A 21,856-nucleotide genomic window follows, 5' to 3' on the forward strand; every position below is an offset into this window, starting at 1 on the left:
GCCCCGCCCCGCGACCACCTCCAGGAAGCCCTCTGGGCGCTCACCGCCCACGCCGCCGCCCGCCTCCACCACCCCGAACTCGCCGCCCGCGCCCACGCCGCCCTGCTGCCCGCCCGCACCGAACACGCCGGCGCCGCCAGCGGACTGCTCACCCTCGGCCCCGTCACCCGCTACCTCGACGAGGCGAAGACCTGCGCCGAGAGCGGCTGAACCCCGGCCCGGGCAGCCCGGCCACTGACCTGACCGACCGTCAACTAGGGTGGCCGGGCACCTCGACCGGACCGCCGGCCGACACCGCCGACCACCAGGGGGACCCGATGACCGACGCCGCGCCGCGCATCCCGGCAGCCATCACCACCGAGCGGCTGATCCTGCGCCCGTTCACCGCCGACGACCTCGACGAGCGCCACGCCTACCGGTCGCTGCCCGAGGTCGCCCGCTACCTCTACCACCCGCCGCTCACCCGCGAGGTCTGCGCCACCTCGATAGCCAACCGCGGCGTCCACGCCGGCTGGAGCGCCGACAACGACAGCCTGCTGTGGGCGGTCTGCCGCGCCGACCGTCCCGGAGTCCTCGGCGAGGTCGTCCTCACCCTCACCAGCGCCCGCGCCCGGCAGGCCGAGATCGGCTGGATCCTCAACCCTGAGCACACCGGGCGTGGCTACGCCACCGAAGCCGCCCGCGCCCTCGTCGCCACGGCCTTCGAATCCCTGGGCGTCCACCGCGTCTTCGCCCGCCTGGACGCCCTCAACACCGCCTCCGCCCAGGTCTGCGAACGCCTCGGCATGCGCCGCGAGGCCCACCTGGTCGAGAGCGACCTCGACGGCGACCGCTGGGGCAGCGAGTACGTGTACGCCGTCCTCGCCCGCGAGTGGCCCACCGCCTGACCGCGCCGACCGGCGGTGCCCGTACGAGGCCGCACGCGCTACCTATACGTGACGGATTCGCCCCGCCGCGCCGCTCCGTACCGTCGAGGGCGTCAACCCGACCCCCGACACCACGGGAGCAGCAGATGACCGCCTACGCCCTGGCCCAGGTCCACTCCGTCGAGCCCGGCCCCGACATCACCGAGTACCTGCACCGCATCGACGCCACGCTCGACCCGTTCGGCGGCCGCTTCCTCGTGCACCGCGCCGAATTCGAGGTGCTGGAGGGGAGTTGGGGTCCGAGCGGGGTGATCCTGATCGAGTTCCCGAGCTACCGGCAGGCCCGCGACTGGTACGACTCGCCGGTCTACCGCGAGATCCTCGAACTGCGGACCCGTCACATGGTCGCCGACGTGGTCCTCGTCGAGGGGGTGCCCGCCGGCTACCGCGCCGAGCAGCGTTTCCAAGCCCCGCACTGAACTCCGGGCCCGGCAGGTCGCCTTACGGTTTTGACGGCGTGTCAGCTTGACCACTGACGGAGCGTCAGTGCCGTTGGCGGCCGGCATTCCTGACGCTTTGCCTGTTGTTGGGGCATTCGGGTTGTCTGTTTGGGCTGCTGATAGTACTAAGCGATTAGTGCAGATTCCGGCCGTGCATACCTCGCCGGTATGACGAGATATTTGCGCGGTCCGTGGCGACTAGGTTCGCGCGCGGCCCGCTTGATCGGCGCTGCGGCGGCGCTGGGAGTGGTGAGTGCGGGACTGTCCGCTGCGGCGGCGGCCCAGGGCGTGGTGCCGACCGGGCACCGGACAGCGGTGGCACCGGAGCGCGTACGCGCGCTCGGTACCCCGCTCCTCCAGGAGGACTTCACCGGTGCGACCGCGGACCCCCGGTTCGTGGCCACCGGCGCGGCCTGCCTGACCGGTGCGCCGTCCTCGGCGCTCGGCCCCGACGGCCGCCAACTCGGCGGCTGCCCGATCCCGGAGGTGGGCCCCGTCCCGCCGCTGGACAGCGCCCCGTTCGGCTACCTGCGGATCACCGACTCGAGCAACGACCAGGACGCGGCAGTGCTGTTCGACCAGGCACTCCCCGCGAGCAACGGCCTGGACGTGACGTTCGACCAGTGGCAGTACGGCAGCACCACCCCGGCGACCCCGGCGGACGGTATCTCGTTCTTCCTGGTCAACGGCGACGTGACGCTGAAGCACCCGGGAGCGTTCGGCGGCAGCCTCGGCTACGCGCAGAAGCTGCCGGACGACAACCCGGCCCTGGGCTTCCTGCCGGGCGTCGACAGCGGCTACCTGGGCGTCGGCCTGGACGTGCTGGGCAACTACTTCGGCGACTGGGAGCACCGCGGCAACGGCTGCGCCCAGCGCTCGCCGGCCGGCACGGGATTCCACATCCCCGCGCCGGGCCCGAACATGGTGACGGTGCGCGGCCCGGGCGACGGCACGGAGGGCTACTGCTTCCTGACCGCCACCACCAGCAACTTCTCCACGAGCGGCCCCTGGCCCTCCACCCTCCCCGGCACCCTGCAGGGCCCGCTGACCTCGCTCCCGCCCGGGGTGACGGCCGCTCAGGCGCAGACGCTCCTGGAGCCCTCGCGCCGCCGGGTCAACGTGCACCTCACCCCGGCGCCGTCCCCGGTGCTGACGGTGTCGGTGGACTTCAACGACGGCGCGGGCATGCAGCAGGTGCTGTCGACCCCGGCCCCGTCGCCGGTGCCGGCGACCTACAAGTTCGGCTTCGCCGGCTCGACGGGCCTGTTCACGGACGTGCACCTGATCCGCAACGTGGTGATCTCCACGGAGCAGCCGCTGCCCGAACTGAACCTGGTCAAGCAGGTCCACCAGCCCCTGCCGGGCGTGCTGACGGTCGGGACGGAGATCCAGTACGACTTCGTCGTCACCAACTCCGGCACGGTGCCGATCAACAACCTGGCGGTCAACGACCCCAAGGTGGGACCGGTGACCTGCCCGGTCAGCGTCCTCGCCCCCGGTGAGACGGTCACCTGCACCTCGACGTACCTGATCACCGCTCAGGACGCCGCCGCGGGGCACGTGTTCAACACCGCCGTGGCGACCGGCACAGCGGACAGCAACCCGGTCACCTCACCGCCCTCCTCGGAGGACGTGCCCGTGGTGGCGCCGCCCGGCCTCGACGTGATCAAGCACGCCGACGCGCCCGGGCCGTTCCACGTCGGCGACTCGGTCTCCTACACGTACGTGGTGACGAACACCGGCGGCACCGAGATCACCGACCTCGCGATCGCGGACGACCGGGTCACCGGCATCACCTGCGACACCACCGTCCTCGCGCCCCGCGGCAGTCCCGGTGACGCGACGAAGTGCCACGGCACGTACGTGATCACCGCGGCGGACGCGGACCTCGGGTCGGTCACCAACCACGCCACCGCCTCCGGCGTCTCCAACGGCCAGCCCGTGACCTCGCCCGAGACCGAAGCGACGGTCGTGGTCATCGGCCCGTCCTCCCTGGCCCTGGACAAGCAGGCCGACACCACCGGCCCGGTCCGGGTCGGCGACACCGTCAACTACACCTACACGGTCACGAACACCGGCAGCACCGTGCTCGACAACATCCTCGTCTCCGACGACCACGTGACCCCGGTGACCTGCGACCTGACCTCGCTGAACCCCGGTCAGAGCACCCTCTGCCACGGCTCCTACGTGGTGACCGACGCCGACCTGGCACTCGGACACCTCACCAACCGCGCCGAGGCCGCCGGCACCAACCCCCAGGGCGAGACCGTCCTCAGCCCCCCGGTCGAGGTCACCCTCCCCGTCATCGGCGTCGCCCACCTGACCCTCGACAAGCACGCCGACACCCCCGGCCCGTTCCACCTGGGCGACACCGTCAACTACACCTACACGGTGACCAACACCGGCAGCGCCGCCGTGAACAACCTCACCGTCAGTGACGACCACGTGTCCTCGGTGATCTGTGACACGACGTCGCTGAACCCCGGCCAGAGCACGCTGTGCCACGGCTCCTACGTGGTGACGGAGGCGGACGTGACGGCCGGTCATGTCACCAACACCGCGCAGGCGAGCGGGACGGATCCGCAAGGGCTGGTGGTGGAGAGCCCGCCGGCCGACGCGACGGTTCCGGTGATCGGCGTCGGCCTGCTCGCGCTTGAGAAGCAGCCCGACACGACCGGCCCGGTGCACGTGGGTGACACCGTCACCTACACCTACACCGTGACCAACACGGGCACCGCGGTGGTCAACAACATCACGGTGACCGACGATCACGTGTCCTCGGTGGTGTGTGACACGACGTCGCTGAACCCGGGCCAGAGCACGCTGTGCCACGGCTCGTACGTGGTGACGGCGGCTGACGTGACGGCCGGTCATGTGACGAACGTGGCTCACGCGAACGGCACCGACCCGCAGGGCCTGCCGGTGGAGAGCCCGCCTGCCGATGCCACGGTTCCGGTGATCGGCGTCGGCCTGCTCGCCATCGAGAAGCAGCCCGACACCGCCGGCCCCGTGCAGGTGGGTGACACCGTCACCTACACCTACACCGTGACCAACACGGGCACGGCGGTGGTCGACAACATCACGGTGACCGACGACCACGTCGCAACGGTGACGTGCGACCTGACGTCGCTGAACCCGGGCCAGAGCACCCTGTGCCACGGCAGCTACACCATCACCGCGGCGGACGTGGCTGCTGGCCACGTGACGAACGTCGCGCACGCGAGCGGCACCGACCCACAGGGTGTGCCCGTGGAGAGCCCGCCTGCCGACGCGACCGTCCCGGTCATCGGCGTCGGTGTGCTCGCTCTGGAGAAGCAGCCCGACACCGCCGGCCCCGTGCACGTCGGTGACACCGTCAACTACACCTACACCGTGACCAACACGGGCACCGCCGTCCTGAGCAACGTCACCGTCACCGACGACCACGTCGCAACGGTGACCTGCGACACGACCACCTTGAATCCTGGTCAGAGCACGCTGTGCCACGGTTCGTACGTGGTGACAGCGGCGGATGTGACGGCCGGTCATGTGACGAACGTGGCGCACGCGAACGCGACGGATCCGCAGGGTGTGCCCGTGGAGAGCCCGCCTGCCGACGCGACGGTTCCGGTCATCGGGGTCGGTGTGCTCGCCATCGAGAAGCAGCCCGACACGGCCGGCCCGGTGCACGTCGGTGACACCGTCAACTACACCTACACCGTGACGAACACGGGCACCGGTGTGGTGAACAACATCACCGTGACGGATGACCACGTCGCAACGGTGACCTGCGACACGACCACCTTGAATCCTGGTCAGAGCACGCTGTGCCACGGTTCGTACGTGGTGACGGCGGCGGACGTGACGGCCGGTCATGTGACCAACGTGGCGCACGCGAACGGCACCGACCCGCAGGGCCTGCCGGTGGAGAGCCCGCCGGCCGACGCGACCGTCCCGGTCATCGGCGTCGGCCAGCTCGGCTTCGAGAAGCGCGCGGACTCCGCCGGCCCGTTCCGGGTCGGTGAGACGGTGAGCTACACCTACACCGTCACCAACACGGGCACCGCGGTGGTCAGCAACATCACTGTCGCCGACGACCACGTGTCTTCGGTGACCTGTGACGCGACGACCCTGAATCCTGGTCAGAGCACGCTGTGCCACGGTTCGTACGTGGTGACGGCGGCGGACGTGGCAGCCGGCCACGTCACGAACACCGCCCACGCGAACGGCACGGACCCGCAGGGCGAGGCCGTCCACAGTCCGCCGGCCGATGTGACGGTTCCGACGGTGGGCGCCGGTCAGCTCGCTTTCGAGAAGCGGGCAGACTCGGCCGGCCCGTTCCGGGTCGGGGAAACGGTGGCATACACCTACACCGTCACCAACACGGGGACTGCGGTCGTCAGCAACATCACCGTGACGGACGACCACGTGGCAGCGGTTAGTTGTGACGCGACGTCGCTGAACCCGGGTCAGAGCACGCTGTGCCACGGTTCGTACGTGGTGACGGCGGCGGACGTGGCAGCCGGTCACGTCACCAACACTGCTCACGCGAACGGTACCGGCCCGCAGGGGGAGCCGGTGGAGAGCCCGTCGGATGATGTGACGGTTCCGACCGTCGGTGCGGGTCAACTCGCCTTCGAGAAGCGGGCCGACAGTGCGGGCCCGTTCGGTGTGGGCGATGTCGTCAACTACACCTACACGGTCACCAACAGCGGGACGGCGGTCGTGAACAACGTCACCGTCACGGACGACCGGGTGTCCTCGGTGACGTGTGACGCGACCACCCTCAACCCCGGTCAGAGCACGACCTGCCACGGTTCCTACACCGTGACCGAGGCCGATGTGACGGCGGGTCATGTCACCAACACCGCCCACGCGAACGGAACCGGCCCGCAGGGGGAGCCGGTGCAGAGTCCGCCGGCGGAGGTGACGGTTCCGGTGGTGGGTGCGTCGTCGCTGGTCGTGGTCAAGACGGCGGACACGCCGGGGCCGGTGCAGGTGGGGGACACGGTGACCTACACGTACACCGTGACGAACACCGGATCGGTGGTGCTGTCGGACCTGGTGGTCACGGACGACCGGGTGCAGCAGGTGTCGTGCGAGGCGTCGGTGCTGGAGCCGGGCCAGAGCACGACCTGCCGTGGCACGTACGTGGTGACCGAGGAGGACGCGAAGGCCGGGCACGTGACGAACCGGGCGACGGCGTCCGCGCGTGACCCGCAGGGCCAGGTCGTGGAGAGCGAGCCGGTCGAGCTGTGCATCGAGGTCTGGTTCTGCCCTCCGCACGACAAGGACAAGGACAAGTGGAAGGGCAAGGGAGGTAAGGGCTGTTCGGAGCGTCCGGGCGGTCCGGCCGGGCCGCCGGAGCCGCCGCACGGTGGCCGTCCGGGTGGTCTCCCGGACACCGGTTCGCCGGTGGCTCTGGCCGGGATGGCCGGTGGCGGACTGCTGACCGCCGGTGGCGCGCTGCTGCTGGTGCGGGCACGTCGCCGTGTGACCGCGCGCCGGTTCGTGGGGTAACGCCCCGCCTCGGCCGAGGTCGGGTGGGCCGCCCCGGTGCCTTCGGGTACCGGGGGCGGCCCGCTGTCCGCTCCGGCAGGGGACGTTGGGGGCCGTTCAAGGCCCGTCCGGCTGCGGCCCCGTCGTGCGAGCGGGTGCGTTCTGACGCCCGTTCACCCGGGTGCTCCGCCGGGGCGCGGTTCGGTGGCGGGGCTATGACTTTCGGCGGATCCGGGGTCCGGGGCCGGTCACGTAGGGTCGTCGGCATGCGAAAGAGCGAGGTCGCGCTGCCGGTGGCAGTGGGGGTGGGGATCGGGTTGGGGGTGGCGCACCTGTGGTGGGCGCCGGTGGCGGGCGGGTTGGCGTTCGCGTTGGGGATGCGGGAGGAGCGGGTGCGGCCGGGGATCGCGGTGCTCGCAGTGGTCGCGGGCGCGGCCGTACTGGCGGCGGGGGTGGTGCCGGGGTGGCAGGTGCTGGGGACGCGGTTCACGCTCGTCGCGGTCGGCGCGGGCATGCTGCCCTGGCTGGTGGGGCGGTACTGGCGTCAGTCGCGGGAGCTGGCCCGGGCCGGGTGGGAGCGGGCCGAGCGGCTGGAGCGCGAGCAGCGGCTGACCGCCGAGCAGGCCCGGCTGCGCGAACGCGCCCGGATCGCACGGGACATGCACGATGCGCTCGGCCACGACCTGAGCCTGATCGCGCTGCGCGCCGGGGCCCTGACCCTCGCCCCCGGCCTGGCGGACCCGCACCGGGAGGCCGCGCGTGACCTGCGGGCCGGCGCCGCTGCCGCGGTCGAGCGCCTCGGCGAGGTGATCGGGGTGCTCAGCGAGGAGGACGACACCGCCGGCGCCGACGAGGGCCCGGCCGACGCCGCGGTCGAGGACCTGCTGGCCCGCGCCGCCGCGGCCGGCCTGGAGTTGCGCGCCGAGGTGACCGGCACCCCCGAGGGCCTGCCCCGGGCGGTCGAACACGCCGTCTACCGGGTGGTGCAGGAAGCGCTCACCAATGCCGCCAAGCACGCGCCGGGGGCACCCGTCACGGCCGCCGTCGGGTACACCGCCGACGGCGCGACGGTGCGGATCGCCAACGGCCCCGCCGCCACCGCCCCGGACCAGCTCGTGGGCGGCGGCGGGCACGGCCTCGCGGGACTGCGCGAACGCGTCCGCGCCGTCGGCGGGCAGTTCAGCGCCGCGCCGACCCGCGACGGCGGTTTCGACGTCACCGCCCAGCTGCCGCGCACACCGCACCTTCCAGACCGTCCGTCAACTCCGCACAAGGTCAGTGCTGTTGACCCGGCAGTCCCCGCACTGCGGCAGGGCCGCCGCCGGCTGCGCCGCAGCCTCGGTCTCGCACTCGTGGTCCCGGTGGCGACCGCGATGACGCTGACGCTCGCTCAGCGGGCCTGGACGCTGTACGTCGTCCACCGCTCCGTCCTCGACCCCGCCGCGTACGCCGCGCTACAGGTCGGGCAGGACCGGGCCGAGATCGAGCCGCGGCTGCCCGCCCACCGCCTGCCGTACCGTCCCGCCGTGGCGCACGCCCCCGCGCCCCCGCCCGGCGAGGACGTGCGCTGCGACTACTACGCCGTCACCGCGGACCTGTTCGTCGACCGGTACGGCGACGCGTACCGCCTCTGCTACCAGGGCGGGCGCCTCGTCTCCCGCGACCTGCTCGCCGCCTGACCCCCCGTCAACCCCGAACCGAGGAGACCGATGTCCACCGCGCCGATCCGGGTGCTGCTCGCCGACGACGAACCGATGATCCGCGCCGGACTGCGCGCCGTGCTCACCACCGACCCGGCCATCGACGTGGTCGCCGAGGCCGCCGACGGGCGGGAGGCGGTCGACCTGGCGCTGCGTCACCGACCGGACGTCGCCGTGCTGGACATCCGGATGCCGCGGATGGACGGCCTCGCGGCCGCCGCCGAACTGCGCCGCACCGGCGCCGCGACAGGAGTGCTGATGCTCACCACCTTCGGCGAGGACGACTACATCCTGCGGGCGCTGGGCGGCGGCGCGAACGGGTTCCTGGTGAAGTCCGGGGAACCGGAGGAACTGCTCGCCGGGGTGCGGGCGATCGCCTCCGGCGCGGCCTACCTGTCACCCAAGGTGGCCGCGCGGGTGGTCGCCCACCTCGCCGCCACGGGAGCCGGCGGCGGGGCCGGGCGGCGCGAGGCGGCCCGCCGGCTGGTGGGCGCGCTCACCGCCCGGGAACGCGAGGTGCTGGCGCTGGTCGCCGCCGGACTGTCCAACGGCGCGATCGCCCGCCGCCTGGGCGTGGTCGAAGGCACCGTGAAGGCCCACGTCAGCTCGATCCTGACCCGGCTGGACGTGCCCAACCGGGCCGCGGCCGCCGTCCTCGCCCACGAGGCCGGACTGTCAGCCTCGTCCGTCTGACGCCGCGTTCGGCCGGCCCGGCTCCACGCTCGGGGACAGCAGCAGCGGGCCGAACAGCGGCACGCCCGCGAGGGCGCCCACCGCGCGGGCCGCGGCCGGACGCGCGCAGACCAGCAGCGCCGCCACCACGACCGCGCCGAGCACCGCGCCCGCCAGCACGTCGTGCGGGTAGTGCACCCCGGCCGCGACCCGCCCGGCCGCCGTCGCCACGCCGACGGGCAGCACCAGCGCCGCCACCCGCGGGTGCAGCACGGCCAGGCCGACGGCCAGCGCCGCGGCGAGGGTGGCGTGGTTGCTGGGGAACGACCAGTCCCCGGGCGGCGGACACTCGGCCGCCACCTGCGCCGGCACCCCGCCCAGCGCCCGGCAGGGCCGCTGCTCGTCGAACGCCGTCTTCAGCACCTCGCTGAGCCCGTACGCCACGACCGTCCCCGCACCGGCCAGCAGCACCCCGGCGACGGCCGCGCGGGAGCGGCCCCGCGCCCGCCACCAGCACAGCAGCCACACCGCGCCGAGCACCAGCAGCCCCAGCTCCGTCGCGAGCGCCGGAACGGCGGCGGGCAGGTCCGCGAACGCCCGCACGGTGCGCCGGTAGCCGGCGGCGGACCAGCCCGCCGCCGTGCCCCCGTCGGGAGCCAGCAGCGCGGCGGCGCCGCCGCCGCCGAGGAGCAGGGCCGCGGCCGCGACCGGCCGGGCCTGCGGAGGGGTGCGATGGGAGGCCGGACCGGCCGCCCGGGAAGGGTGAAGAGATGTCATGGAACGGACGGTAGGCGGCCGTTCGGGCCTGCCACCTGGCCCGAACGGCAAGCCCCGCCCCCGACGAAGGTCGGGGTTGACACCCCCCACGCGCACGAGGCGGTGGGGGTCAGTGCGCGTCGTCCGGGCCGAGGCGGTGGGGTCAGTGTGCGTCGTCCGGGCCGAGGCCCCGGTCGGGCGCGCTCATGTCGCCGGTGCGCGGGGTGCCGGCGGCCAGCGCGTAGCGCAGGAACACGGTGCCGACGGGGTCGGCCACCGGCGGATGCAGCAGGGTCAGGTTCGTCGGCACCACGCCGCCCTCGAAGACCTTCTTGCCGACGCCGAGCATGATCGGGTGCACCCACAGGTCGAGCCGGTCGAACAGCTTCTCCCGCAGCAGGGTCTGCACCAGGTCGAGACTGCCCACCACCTTGATGTGCTCGTGCCGCTCACGCAGCTCGCGCACCGCCCGGGCCAGGTCCGGGCCCAGCAGCACCGAGCCGGCCCACGGCAAGTCCGGCGCGCGGCGGGAGGCCACGTACTTCGGAACGCGGTTGAACAACTCGGCGATCTCCCCGTCCTTCTGGTGCGGCCAGTAGCCGGCGAAGATGTCGTAGGTGCGCCGCCCCAGCAGCAGCGCGTCCGTGCCCCGGTACGCGTCGAGGATCTGCGCGCCGGCGACGTCGTCCAGCAGCGGCGCCTGCCAGCCGCCGAACGGGAACCCCGCGGGGTCCTCGTCCGGGCCGCCCGGCGCCTGCGCGACGAGGTCGAGGGTCGTGAACAGTTCGATGTGGATGAGGCCCATGCCTGCACTCCTGTCCGATGAGCCGGTTCTCCGTACCGTCGACATGTAGACGGCCCGGAGCCGGAAAACTCATCGCCGCGCCGACACCCGCCCCACGACCTGCCGACGCCAGCCGGCCGGCCGCTCCCGGCCGGCCGCCGCTCCCGGCCGGGCGCCGCTCCCGGCCGGGCGCCGCTGCTCCCGGCCGGGCGCAGGAGTCAGCTGCGGACGCCGAGTTCCGCCACCACCGCCCGGTGGTCCGTCCGCGCCAGCGTGAACTCCTCGACCGACACCGCCGACAGCCGCCCGCCGTGCAGGACATGGTCGATCTGGATCACCGGCGGCAGGAACGGCAGGTCGCGGTTGTCCTCCGGCCAGGTCGGGAACAGGCCCGCCCCGAGCTCCGCATGAGTGTCCGTCAGGCCCGTACCCAGCAGGTCCCGCATCGGCGCGTGGTCCAGCGTGGCGTTGAAGTCGCCGAGCAGCACCGCGTTCCCGGTGCGCCCCGGCGCGGCGTCGCGCAACGCCCGCATGCCCGCCGCCCACTTCCGGGCGTCGCCGAGCGGATAGTAGGTGTGGACCGCCACCAGCACGATCGGCCGACCGCCCACCTCGACCGTCACGTTCGTGGTCGGCCACGCCGGATCCCCGGCCCCCGTCACCGGGAGCCGGGTGTAGATCGCCGTGTCCGTACCCGGCGGCATCTCCCGGTTCGGCAGCAGCGCGCGGATGCCCGTCGCGTCCAGCGCCGCCGCCGCCGACTCGCTCAACTCCTCCACCGCCAAGGCGTCCACGCGCTGCGCCCGGACCAGATCCACCAGCGACTGCGGGGAGATGCCGCCCATGTACGCGTTGCTGGTGGCCACCCGCAGCCGCGGCGCGCCGGCCGGCACGTCCGTCCCGTCGGGCACGGCCCGCGGCACCAGCCACCACAACTGCAACCCCACCAGGACGGCCGCGGCCGCTGCGAACCAGCGCCGACGCACCATCAGCAACAGCACCGGCGCCGGGAGCGCGAGCAGCACCGCGTACGGCAGCGCCGCCATCGGCAGGGCGAGCACCGTCCCGTCGTCCAGCCCCAGCACCCGCACCACGGCGAGCACGGCCGGCCCGAGCAGCAGCAGGGCGCACAGGCCCGTCAGGACCGGGCGCCACCACCGGCGCCGCCCGCGCGCACCGCTTGCTCCCGACGAGCCGTCAGCCACGATTCCCCCAAGATCACCGGACTCCGTCGTGGGGAGAGGACGAGCCGGGCCGGGCGGCGGTTCCGGTGTGGTGCGCTCCGGTGCTGTGCTGTGCTGTGCGGCGCGGTGCCGGCCGGCCGGCCGGCCCGGTCAGTCGAACGGGTCGATACCCGAGGAAGCCGGATGGGAACGATCGGCGCAGTCACCCTCCCGAACCGATCAACCCGAGGAGACCCCCCGTGAACCGACTGCTCCCCGCGGCCGCCGCCCTTGCCGCCGCCGCCCTCTGTCTGACCGTCACCGGCGCCGCTGCCGCCGACAGCGGGCACCGGGCCGGCGAATCGATCACCTGCGCCGTGGTCGGTGCGGAGGGCTCGAACGTCCTCGGCAGCGACTGCCAGAACGACCGGTGGGGACCGCTGTCCGACTTCGTCCTCACCGACGGCACCAACAGCTACTCCTGCCAGAGCGGCTGGGCCGAGGGCGCCCTGTGGGTGAACGGCCAGAACTGCCGCCAGGCCTGACCGCCGTCCGCGGTCGTTCCGCGCCGCGCCCGGGGGTGCGAACTGCTCTGCCGAGTGCGGGTGTTCGCATCCCCGGCGGCGGAAGCCGGGTTGTCGTGGGGCCGTGGTAGGCAGGGGCTCGCAGAACTCCGCCGGCCGACCCCGCACCTGATTGGCAGTCACCCCTCCTGATGAGCAACGAAGCGCCCGCCCCGCCCACCGCCTTCCACTGGCCGCCCTCCGCCCGCGTCAACAGCCTCGGCGGCCCGCTGCTGATCTGCGACGCCGACGCCTTCCCCGACTGGGGCGGCGCCGGACCCGACCCGTACCAGGACCTCGACCCCGCCTGCGACTACCTCCGCGCCTGGACGGCCGTCCACCCGGACGACGACGACCTCGACGCCGCGACGGTGCGCTTCGGGCCGGAACGGCAGCACACCGCCCTGATCTGGGAGACCGACGGCGAGGCCAGCGCCGAGATCGCCCTCGCCGCCGACAGCGCCGCCTTCCTGGTCATGCGGTCCTGGATCCCGCGCACCTGGGACGGCCCGCGCCGCCGCGCCGCCCGCGCCCTGCCCGCCGAGGAACAGCCCGCCGGCACCCTCGACCTGCCCGGCGGCCGCGCCGTCGTCGCCTGGGCGGCGGTCGCTGCCGCCGACACCCGCCCCGCCCCGGAGGGCCGCACCGCCACGCACCTCTCACTGGACGTGGACGGGACGAGCCGCATCGGCGCCGTCCTGCACGTCGCACCCGGCGCCTACCGCGTCACGTACGGGGAGCAGGAGGGCGTCCGGGGGCGCTACCTGCCCGCCGACACGCCGTTCGCATCCGCGGACGACGACTGGAGCTGCCGGTGGGTCCGCTTCACCCGGACCGGGCCCGCCGCCGGGGGCGCGTGACCGTCAGCCTTCAGGCATAGGCGGGGTAGTCGGTGCAGCCGTCGGGGCCGCCGGTGCTCGACGGTGCTCGTCGGGGCCGAGCAGCACCTGCGGGCCGTGCTCACGGACGTCCCGTCGTCGGTTGCGGGCAAGCACCTGATCGAGGTCGAGCTCGGCTTCGTCGAAGAGCTCAGCTTCCCGCCGAGGCCGCCGCGCAGCTCGCTGCGCGCTGACTGGGGGGCTTACGAAGCGGCGCGCAGGTGGCCGCGTTCGGCCTTGGCGACGGCCTCCTGGAGTTCGTCGCGGGTCATGGTGGAGCGGCGGGCGATGTCGTGCCGGGCGGCCTTCTCGTACAGCTCGGCCTTGGTGAGCCGGGAGAGGTCATCCTTCGCGCCGGCGCGCTTCTTCGCAGTCGCCGTCTTCCGCGAGGTGTCCGTGCCGGTGGTCTTCTTCCCGCCGGTCTTCTTCGGCGTGGCGCGCGAGGTGCCGGAACGGCGGCCGTCCGACTCCTGCCCGGCTTCGGCGGCCGGTGCCTTCCCGCCGCTCTTGGCGCCTTCGAGGCTGCGTTCGAGGACGGCCATGAGGTCGACGACGTTGGTGGCCTCGGCGGGCGGGCCCTCGGAGACGGCGGTCTCGCGTCCGGCGAGCTTGTCCTCGATCAGCTTCTCGACCTGCTCCTCGTACGTGTCGCGGTAGTCCGAGGGATCCCAGTCGACGGTCAGCATGTCGACGAGTTGTTCGGCGGTGGCGAGTTCCTGGCGGCTGTACCCGGCCCGGCCGTCGGGCAGGTCGCCGATCTCCTTGCGCGGGTCGCGCAGCTCGTCGGCCCAGTGCATGGTGTGCAGTTCCAGCAGGCCGTCCTCGGCGCGCACCGCGGTGAGGTACTCCTTGCCGCGCATGGAGAACAGCGCGATGCCGGCCCGGTTGGAACGGGTGAGCGCCTCGGTGAGGAGCTGGAAGACCTTCGCGTACTCCTTGCCCTTGGGACCGAGGTAGTACGTCTTGTCGAAGAAGATCGGGTCGACCTGGTCGAGGTCGACGAACCCGGAGATGTCGATGGTGCGGGAACGCCCGGGGGAGATCTGCTCCAGCTCCTCGGGCTCGACGACGACGTACTCGCCCTCGGTGACCTCGTAGCCCTTCACGATGTCCTGGTACGGGACCTCCTCCCCGGTGCGCTCATTGACCCGCTTGTTGCGCACCCGGTCGCCGGTGCCGCGCTGCAACTGGTGGAACCGCACGCTGTGGCTGTCGGTCGCGGTGTACAGCGCCACCGGCACGGTCACCAGACCGAAGGTGAGCACCCCGCTCCACACAGGCCTCGCCATCACCGACCACCCTCTCCGGCCGTCTCACGCCGGGCCCGCCCGGCGCCGGTGCCCCCGAGTGGCACCGGTCGACCGCGCAGACGCCGGCCGCTACTGCTCGGACGGTTCGCCGCCCGCCTCATCCTGCGGCTCGGCCCCCAGGGAACCGCTGACCGACCCGTCGCCCTTGAGCTCGCCACCTCCGAGCACTCCGGTGGCGATGGGGGTGTCCGGATCGTTCTCTGCTTCACGCGCACCCTCTGGCGTTCTCTTCGCGCCGACGCAGTTCCTCCTCCGACGGCTGCCGGTCGATCTCGTCGCGGAACCGGGCGTAGGGATCATCCTTGGACATGGCTTGCACTCCCCGTTGCAGAGGAAACCCCTACGGACCAGTCTCGTCCGGCACCGAGGCTCCCGCACGGTTCCGAGAGCATGCCCAGCCGCCGCCGAAGCCCCCGGCCGATCGGCACCGGCGCTCCCGCGGTGGCCCCTCCCCGACACGGTCCGGCATCACGGACCACCTCTCCTCTCCAGCTCCTCCAGCCGCTCCCGCTCCCGGCCCAGCGCCGCACCGGCCTCGCGGACCTTCTCCCGGGCCGCACGCTGCTCCTCACGGCCGGTCTGCTCGGCGCCGCGGGCACCTGCGAGCCGGCGTTCGGCCCGCTCCAGCGCGGCCCGGGCCCGTCGGGCGTGCTCGGCGGCCGCGGCGGTGTCGGAGGCCAGGCGCTCGGCCTCCCGGCCGGCGGCCTCCTTCGCCTCTTCGGCATCGGCCAGGACGGCCTCCGCCACGACGACCCGTTCCCGGGCCTCCCGCAGGGCGGATGCCCGGCGCGCCGCTTCCTCAGACCTGCTGCCCGCCGCCACCTTCCGGCCCCGGCCCGCCCCGGAGCGGGAGCGCGCCGCCGCTCCGGTCGCGGTCGCCTTCGCCGTGCCGGTCGGCAGCGCGCCCGTCTCCTCCAACGGCCCGCTGAGCCGGCCCGCCGCCAGCGCCTCGGCGGCCCGCTCGTCGGCAAGCGCCGCCCGCAGCGACTGCTCCACGAGCCGCAGCTGCGCCTCGCCCAGGTGCTCGCCCACCTCGGCGGCCGCCCGGCGGGCCTGCTCGGTCAGCGCGGCGACCAGCCGGTGCCGCCGGGCGGACAACTCCCGCAGCTCGGGCCCGGCGAGCCGCGCCTGCGCCTCGCGCAGGCCACGGCCGAGCTCCAGCAACGCCTCAACCTCCTCACGATGACGGCGCACCAGCCGGTTGAGCGCGAACGCCGGGAGCGTCGGCTTCCGCAACGCCTTGATCTGCGCGGCGAGCCCCCGCTCCCCGTCTTGGCGCGCCCGGGCCACCGCCTCGTCGCGCGCCGCGGTGAACTCGCCGGGCAGCACGCCGTAGAGGCCGTCCGCGACCTCCTCGAACGCACCCACCACCAACCTCCGTCCGCCGCCGGCGCCTGTCCCTCCGATTCGCTCACCGTCGGCCCGCCCCCGCACACCCGACTGCGCTGCTCGGCAGGGAAGACGCCATTTCGGCTGGTCGAGTGCCCTGCCTGAACCGAATGGCACAGCGCCGCGCCAGACCGCTCATACACGGCAGGCCGAGTTGGCGCGGCCCGGACGAGGCAAAGGCCTGTTCACGACGATCGAAGAGGCCGGGAACTGCAGGGCTCCTTCCGGACTGTCCCTGGTGAAGTTCGAACAGGCCTGACCGGCAACCTGGCGCGCGCTGGCCGGTGAGGGATTTCTGCGTGCCCACGGCCCGCAGGTCGGCAAAGCTCTCGGCCAAAGACCCGGCTTCAGCTGAGAAGGGGGCGGTGCCATTCTGGCACCGCCCCCTTCTCGGCCCGGTACCGAGGCTCAGTCGGTCAGGTCGAAATGAGTATTGAGGGTTCCGTCTGCGACCACAAGGTCGCTGTAGCCGATCCTTTCACCCAGGGCTTCGAGTCTGGCCAGCCGAGTGAGTCCGATGGGTGCGAAGGATGTCTTCATGGCCCGAAGGAAGAGGCGCATCCCGAGATCCGAACCGATTTCTCCCACCGTCTTGTTCAGTAGCGGAATAATCCTGTCCCTGACGGACGGGTCGCACCGCCCCACCAGTGATTCTTGGACTGTGTCGATTTCCTCCAGGATGAGTTGTCGGATTTCTGGGGAGTCGGTCAGGGAAGACTGTGCCAGGAAGGCATCAGCATCGCCCTTCCGAAGAAATTTGGAACTGAATGCGACGATATCCGTCAGAAGGTCCCGAATGCTGCCCGGCCCCCATTCCGCGTCGAAGCGCCTGCCGGTCGTGGACAGCCAGAGGATCTCCAACTCCGGGTTGGACAGGGTTGACGCGATGAGACGACTGGCGTCGGAACTCAGCGCTGCGGCCTCCCAGGGGCCTCGTCGCTCCAGGCGGGTAGTGACGAAGTCCAGGGCTGCGGTCCGATCGGCCGGGCCGAAAGCGCCATTGATCTTCATTCCGAGCCCGGAGATTCCGAAGTCTCCGTCAGCTCCCATTGGTTCCATTTCTTGTTGCCTTCGGCTGGTTACTCGGGATAAGACGTGTAGACGATGAAGTTGTCCGGGTGGCCTGCCACGTACTTGAGGAAGACGCGGACCTTCCTGCCGGTGGGAGTCTTCGTCAACGGATTGGCGGGAAGCGGCTTCCCGCTGAGTTCATATTTGTATGCCAGGTCGCCCGGGATGACGTCCGTCGAAATTTCCCAGGGTACCTCTTTGAGGTCGTCACCCGGGATGAATATCCGTCCGTCCGCGATCCTTTTCCGCTGCACGGCGATCCAGTTCTGCAGGACACGCTCGTTGGCGGGTACCTTACGCCACTCTTCGACCGCGTGGGCGACAGCCTTCTGAGCGGTCGCGGCGTCGACCCAGACCGTGACGAGGCCCTTTGCCTTCACCGCGTCCAGCAGTTTCTGTCCGCTCAGGTCGATGTGGTCCGCGACGGTGTGCCCACCCTCCTGGGCGAACTTGACGTCGTCCTCGATGAAGTTGATGCAGTTGTGGACAAGGATGTCCGGCGAGTCGGCACCCGCTGCTCCGGCGAAGAAGGTGTGGGTACCGTCGACCGTCAGGTCGTACACCATGACGTCCGGCGCTGCCCGGCGGTCGAGCGCAGTGATGCTCCGCAGTGAGCCGTCGGCGGAGTGCACACGATTACCCGGCCGCAGGCCCGCCACGGTCGTCCAGCCGCCGCCTTCAACAAAGACGCGGTGTCCCTCGGTGGAAGTGAAGACCCCACCGCCTTCCACGCTGACCTCGGTCAGTCGGCCGGTGGTGTGGGAGTAGGTCGCTGTGACGGTCTGTACCTGAGGAGAAGCGCCCGGGACTCCGGCGAGCACACGGTCGCCGATTCGGACCTGCTCAATCGGGCGGTGGGAGCCGTCGGCCAGGAGGACGGGCGTTCCGGCGGGGAAGCTGTTTTCCTCGCACCGCTCGGCCCACCTCGCGGCGGCTGCCTCGTTCTCCGCCTGCCTGAGCAACTGCGGGTCCATGCCCTGGACCTTGCGAAGCGCAGAAAGCGCCTCGTCGACGCTCATGCCGTTCTTCAGGTTGAGGCGGAAGGTGGACAGGGCGTCCGCGCTGGTCAGGAGCCTGCCGATGGTGGCGTCCTTGAAACCGTCGAGGCTGACCTGTAGGGCGAGTTTGGCCTCCTCGATCGTCATGCCGCCGACCTCGATCGCGTAGCGGAAGGCGACTACGCCCTTGGCGGCCTTGGCCAGGGTTCCGAAGGGGATGAAGTTGGACGCTGCCCAGGCGCAGGAGGAGTTGAGGCCGGGGTTCTTGAAGCAGTCGATGAAGTCGCCCAGGAGGATGTGGGCGGCGATCGTCGAACTCTCGATCGTCTGGCAGGGTCCGCCACCAGGGTTCGAGTAGCACTTGTACCGCGTCAGGTACTCGCTGTACGGCATGTCGATGGAGCTCTCGACCTGAACGTGGTCGAGCGTCCTGCTGTCGAGGGGGGACGGAATCCACTCCGTGTACTTGCCGTGGCACGCGGCGATGCTCAGCCCCGGTTCGGGACAGGTCCTCAGGATGTAGTCGACCTGGCCGGTCACCTTGACGTTGACCGGGATGGTGCAGACGTCTTCCCCGCTGGGGCCGCGGTGCCAGTTGGCCTTGCTGGCCCAGCTGCTGAGGAGGTCGGCGGCGTTGATGCAGGCCAGCAGGCCGTCGGCGTACTTCTTGTCGTTGACGACCTCCTGCTTCAGCTCTCCGTTGGGAACCACATCGATGTAGGACACCCGACCGAGGTCGTCGACGACCGCGGTCTCGGACTCCATCTGGCCGGCGGCGTTGCCGTCCTGCATCTTCTGGTAGGCGATCTTGAACGCCTCGACCGCGGCCTGGTGGGCTTCGGCGGCGCTGGCCTGGGCCGCGAGCTTGGAAGCGAGTGCGTCGTCAGCAGCCTTCTTCGCGTCCGTGGCGAACTGACGGGCCTGCGCTGCGGAGGCGGCGGCCGCGGTGGCGGAGTGGTCGGCGCTGCGGGCGGCAGCGTCGGCGCTGGCGGCGGAGTTGCGGGCCTGGGCGGCGTAGGCGGCGGCCTGGTCGGCGCTGGCCTTCGCTTGGCGGGCGGATTCGGCTGCTTGGGCTGCCCAGTTGGCGGCCTCGGTGGCGGAGGCCTGTGCCTGGCCGGCGTAGGTGGCGGCTTCGTTGGCGGCGCCGCGGGCGGTGGCGTAGGCCTGGGCGGCCTGGGCCGCGTACTGGCGGGCGAGGGCGGTGTTGCCGTCGATGGCCTGGAGGTAGGAGGAGATGGTGGCGACGTGGGCCGCGGTGACGGCGTCGCGCTGCTGGGCCTTGGGCAGGCCGATCTTCAGGAAGGGTTCGAGGCCGGAGGTGGGGCCGGACATGGCGGCCTGGGCCGCTGCCTTGACCTCGGGTCCGCCGGCGGAGATGGCCTGGGAGACCAGGAGGCGGTTGTCGTCGTCGCGGGCGGCGTACTGGCCGGTGGCGAGGAACGCGCGGACGTCGTCGATGGTGCCGTCGAGCGCCTTGCCGGCGGCTTCCCGCACCCGCGGGCCGCCGGAGGACATGATCTTCGACAGGGCGAGCCGGTCGTCGTCGTCCTTGCCCGGGTAGGCGCCGGTGGCGAGGAACGCCCGCACCTCCTGGAGGGTCCCGACCGAGGCCGCCTCCGCGGCCAGTCGCTGCTCCAGCTTGGTGGAGGCGGCGACCTTCGCAAGGACGCTGGTGCGGTCGTCGTGTTCTCGGGCCAGTGCCAAGTCGGTGCTCAGGAACGCGAGGACGTCCGCGTCGTGGCCCCCCAGCGCGGTCTGTGCCGCGACCTGGACCCACGGGCCGCCGGCACTCAGCAGGCGGGTCGCGGCCAGGCGGCCCTTGGCGACCGCTACCGACGGGTCGACGCCGGCGGCCGTGGCCTCGGCCAGCAGACGCTCGGTGTCGGCGGCCAACTCGGTGGCCTTGCCCGACTCCCACGCGGCCTTCTTCGCCTTCGCCGCCTCCTCGAAGTACGCCTGCTCGGCAGCAGCGACCTCGACAGCCTGCTGCGCCGCCAGACGCTCCGCGTCCGAGGCGCGCGCAAGATCGGCGATCTTGTGCGCCTGGGTCGCGGCGGCTGCCGCCTCGTCGGCGGCCTGCTGCGCCGCAGTGGCGGCGGCCTGGGCGGTGGCGGCTGCAGTGGCGGCTTCGCCGGCGTGGTCCCCCGCCTGTTGGGCAGCCTGGGCTGCCGCAGACGCGTGAGTGGCAGAGGAGTTGGCGGCGCGCTGGGCCTCGGCCGATGCCGCCCGGGCCTCGGCCGCGATCTTCTGGACGGCGGCGCAGGCCCTACTGGCCTCGCCCGCAGCCTTCTTGGCACGGTCCGCGGCGGCCCTGGCACGGTCGCGGGCCTCTTCCGAGACACCGGCCTGGTCGGCTGCCTCCAGCGCGGCGGCGGCGGCCGCGTCCGAGTTGGTGGCCGCTTCCTTCGCCGAGGCGGCCGCGTTGTCGGCCTGCTTCGACGCCTGGAAGGCCCACTGGGCGCGCTCGCCGATGGTCTGTGCTTCACCGGCGGCCTTCTTCGCGGCGATCGCCGCGTTCTTGGCCTTGTCCGCGTCAGCGGCGTTGCCGGCGGCCCTGGCAGCGGCGTCCTGGGCCTGGGCTGCCGCATTGCCGGCGGCCGCCGAAGCGCGGGCGGCGTCGGCGGCGGCGTCGGCGGCCTGCCGGGAGGCCTCGTTGGCCCTGGCGGCGGCCTCGGAGGCGGTCCTGGCGGCCTTCGCGGCCCGCTCGGCCGCGTCGGCGGCCTTCGCAGCGGCGTTGGAGGCCTTCTTCGCGTCGCCCTGTGCCGCCTTGGTCTCCGCTGCGGCCTTCTCGGCGGCTTGCTTGGCCAGGGCGCTCGCGGCCAGTGCCTTGGCGGCGGCGTCCTCGGCCTGCCGGGCCTGCTCGCCGGCCTGGTCGACGGCGTTGCTCGTCAGGTCGGCGAGCTGGGAGATCGTCAGGGTTTCCTGGTCGTGCGCGGCGGCGGTCTGGTAGCCGTAGCGCAGGAACTCCCGGACGTCGTCGATGGTGCCGTCCAGCGCCAGGCCCGCGGCCTTCTTCACCTCCGTGCTGCCGGAGGACATCAGCTGCGACAGCTTCAGGCGGTCGTCGTCCTCGCGCGCCCGGTACTGGCCGGTGGCGAGGAAGGCGTTGACGTCGTCGATGGTGCCGTCCAGCGCCAGGCCCGCGGCCTTGCGCACCGCCGGCCCGCCGGACGACATGATCTGGGACAGCTTCAGCCGCTGGTCGTCCTCGAACGGACGCTTGTAGCCGTTGTCGACGAACGCCTGGACGTCGGCCGCGCTGCCGGCGAGCGCCTTCAGCGCCGCCGCGCGCACCCACGGGCCGGAGGTCGCGATGACCTCCTCCACCCGGGTGCGCAGGTCGGTCTCGGAGGCGGCGGTCCGGCCGGTGGCCAGGAACGCGGCCACGTCGCCGTCGGAGCCGGCCAGCGCGGTCTCGGCGGCCTGCCTGACCGCCGGGCCGCCGTCCTTCCACGCCGCGATCGCCGCGACCCGGTCGGGAACGGGGCCGATCGGCGGCTCCCCGGCGGCGAAGGCGGGCGTGGCGAGCAGGCCGGCGAGCAGGCCGCCGACCGCGACACCGACGGCACCGCGCCGCCAGGTCGTCCATTGCCTACTGGTGATTCTCATCGAAGGTCTGTGATCCCCTCAGGTGGTGGTGACGGACACGCCGGAGAGCCGGGCAGGGCCGGTGCGCCCGGGCGGGCACGGCGACGGGGCCGTGTGCGGTTGCCGGGCTCTTCCGGAAG

14 protein-coding genes and 1 pseudogene are annotated in these 21,856 nt (G+C 72.4%); 8 read left to right on the top strand and 7 right to left on the bottom strand.

Annotation, left to right across the window (positions count from 1 at the left end):
• The 6 genes and pseudogenes from KCH_RS35625 to KCH_RS35650 all read left to right on the top strand — a co-directional run.
• Positions 1-210 (top strand): annotated as a pseudogene (locus KCH_RS35625) (SARP family transcriptional regulator); the annotation flags it as partial.
• Positions 211-317: 107 nt separating this feature from the next.
• Complete coding sequence (locus tag KCH_RS35630) at positions 318-887, top strand: GNAT family N-acetyltransferase (RefSeq protein WP_035870230.1); 570 nt, start codon at positions 318-320, stop codon at positions 885-887.
• A 125-nt stretch (positions 888-1,012) separates the two neighbouring features.
• The gene (locus KCH_RS35635; protein WP_035870232.1) at positions 1,013-1,345 is read left to right on the top strand and encodes a DUF1330 domain-containing protein; all 333 of its coding nucleotides are present in this window, start codon (positions 1,013-1,015) and stop codon (positions 1,343-1,345) included.
• Positions 1,346-1,615: 270 nt separating this feature from the next.
• Positions 1,616-6,865 (top strand): DUF7507 domain-containing protein, encoded by a 5,250-nt coding sequence (locus KCH_RS35640; RefSeq protein WP_167574186.1) that lies wholly within the window; start codon positions 1,616-1,618, stop codon positions 6,863-6,865.
• Positions 6,866-7,110: 245 nt separating this feature from the next.
• A complete protein-coding gene (locus KCH_RS35645; RefSeq protein ID WP_157032338.1) occupies positions 7,111-8,523 on the top strand; it encodes a sensor histidine kinase in 1,413 nt (470 codons plus the stop codon).
• A gap of 30 nt (positions 8,524-8,553) precedes the next feature.
• Entirely contained in the window at positions 8,554-9,237 is a 684-nt protein-coding gene (locus KCH_RS35650) for a response regulator (RefSeq protein WP_035870236.1), read from the top strand.
• On the opposite strand, the gene KCH_RS35655 is transcribed toward KCH_RS35650, so the two are convergent.
• The 3 genes from KCH_RS35655 to KCH_RS35665 form a co-directional block, all read right to left on the bottom strand.
• Positions 9,220-9,993, bottom strand: coding sequence for a phosphatase PAP2 family protein (locus tag KCH_RS35655; protein ID WP_063750240.1), 774 nt, complete (start codon positions 9,991-9,993; stop codon positions 9,220-9,222). The two genes, KCH_RS35650 and KCH_RS35655, sit on opposite strands and share 18 nt — an antisense overlap.
• A gap of 142 nt (positions 9,994-10,135) precedes the next feature.
• Positions 10,136-10,777 carry a dihydrofolate reductase family protein gene (locus KCH_RS35660; RefSeq protein WP_035870237.1) on the bottom strand — a complete coding sequence of 214 codons (642 nt, stop codon included), beginning with the start codon at positions 10,775-10,777 and terminating at the stop codon, positions 10,136-10,138.
• A 197-nt stretch (positions 10,778-10,974) separates the two neighbouring features.
• Complete coding sequence (locus tag KCH_RS35665; protein WP_051653819.1) at positions 10,975-11,961, bottom strand: endonuclease/exonuclease/phosphatase family protein; 987 nt, start codon at positions 11,959-11,961, stop codon at positions 10,975-10,977.
• 218 nt (positions 11,962-12,179) lie between these two features.
• On the opposite strand from KCH_RS35665, the gene KCH_RS35670 reads away from it, so the two are divergent.
• Together KCH_RS35670 and KCH_RS38355 are read left to right on the top strand one after the other, a co-directional pair.
• Positions 12,180-12,464: a hypothetical protein gene (locus KCH_RS35670; protein ID WP_035870239.1), complete on the top strand. Its 285-nt coding sequence runs from the start codon at positions 12,180-12,182 to the stop codon at positions 12,462-12,464.
• 170 nt (positions 12,465-12,634) lie between these two features.
• Positions 12,635-13,342 (top strand): hypothetical protein, encoded by a 708-nt coding sequence (locus KCH_RS38355; protein WP_051653820.1) that lies wholly within the window; start codon positions 12,635-12,637, stop codon positions 13,340-13,342.
• Between the two features lie 221 nt (positions 13,343-13,563).
• On the opposite strand, the gene ku is transcribed toward KCH_RS38355, so the two are convergent.
• From ku to KCH_RS38360, 4 genes are all read right to left on the bottom strand, one after another.
• Positions 13,564-14,649, bottom strand: a complete 1,086-nt coding sequence (gene ku / locus KCH_RS35680; RefSeq protein ID WP_035870241.1) for a non-homologous end joining protein Ku — start codon at positions 14,647-14,649, stop codon at positions 13,564-13,566.
• Between the two features lie 489 nt (positions 14,650-15,138).
• Positions 15,139-16,038: a hypothetical protein gene (locus tag KCH_RS35685; RefSeq protein WP_035870243.1), complete on the bottom strand. Its 900-nt coding sequence runs from the start codon at positions 16,036-16,038 to the stop codon at positions 15,139-15,141.
• Positions 16,039-16,467: 429 nt separating this feature from the next.
• Positions 16,468-17,109, bottom strand: a complete 642-nt coding sequence (locus KCH_RS35690) for a hypothetical protein (protein ID WP_157032339.1) — start codon at positions 17,107-17,109, stop codon at positions 16,468-16,470.
• 29 nt (positions 17,110-17,138) lie between these two features.
• Positions 17,139-21,737 (bottom strand): RNase A-like domain-containing protein, encoded by a 4,599-nt coding sequence (locus KCH_RS38360; RefSeq protein WP_051653821.1) that lies wholly within the window; start codon positions 21,735-21,737, stop codon positions 17,139-17,141.
• Positions 21,738-21,856: the final 119 nt, after the last annotated feature.

Origin of the sequence: Kitasatospora cheerisanensis KCTC 2395, assembly GCF_000696185.1 — a bacterium.
Classification (GTDB): Bacteria; Actinomycetota; Actinomycetes; order Streptomycetales; family Streptomycetaceae; genus Kitasatospora; species Kitasatospora cheerisanensis.

Excerpts from the sequence above, each read along its gene's own strand:
- KCH_RS35630 (WP_035870230.1), top strand. The coding sequence starts at position 318 with ATGACCGACGCCGCGCCGCGCATCCCGGCAGCCATCACCACCGAGCGG.
- KCH_RS35635 (WP_035870232.1), top strand. The coding sequence starts at position 1,013 with ATGACCGCCTACGCCCTGGCCCAGGTCCACTCCGTCGAGCCCGGCCCC.
- KCH_RS35645 (WP_157032338.1), top strand. The coding sequence starts at position 7,111 with ATGCGAAAGAGCGAGGTCGCGCTGCCGGTGGCAGTGGGGGTGGGGATC.
- KCH_RS35650 (WP_035870236.1), top strand. The coding sequence starts at position 8,554 with ATGTCCACCGCGCCGATCCGGGTGCTGCTCGCCGACGACGAACCGATG.
- KCH_RS35655 (WP_063750240.1), bottom strand. The coding sequence starts at position 9,993 with ATGACATCTCTTCACCCTTCCCGGGCGGCCGGTCCGGCCTCCCATCGC.
- KCH_RS35660 (WP_035870237.1), bottom strand. The coding sequence starts at position 10,777 with ATGGGCCTCATCCACATCGAACTGTTCACGACCCTCGACCTCGTCGCG.
- KCH_RS38355 (WP_051653820.1), top strand. The coding sequence starts at position 12,635 with ATGAGCAACGAAGCGCCCGCCCCGCCCACCGCCTTCCACTGGCCGCCC.
- ku (WP_035870241.1), bottom strand. The coding sequence starts at position 14,649 with ATGGCGAGGCCTGTGTGGAGCGGGGTGCTCACCTTCGGTCTGGTGACC.
- KCH_RS35690 (WP_157032339.1), bottom strand. The coding sequence starts at position 17,109 with ATGGGAGCTGACGGAGACTTCGGAATCTCCGGGCTCGGAATGAAGATC.
- KCH_RS38360 (WP_051653821.1), bottom strand. The coding sequence starts at position 21,737 with ATGAGAATCACCAGTAGGCAATGGACGACCTGGCGGCGCGGTGCCGTC.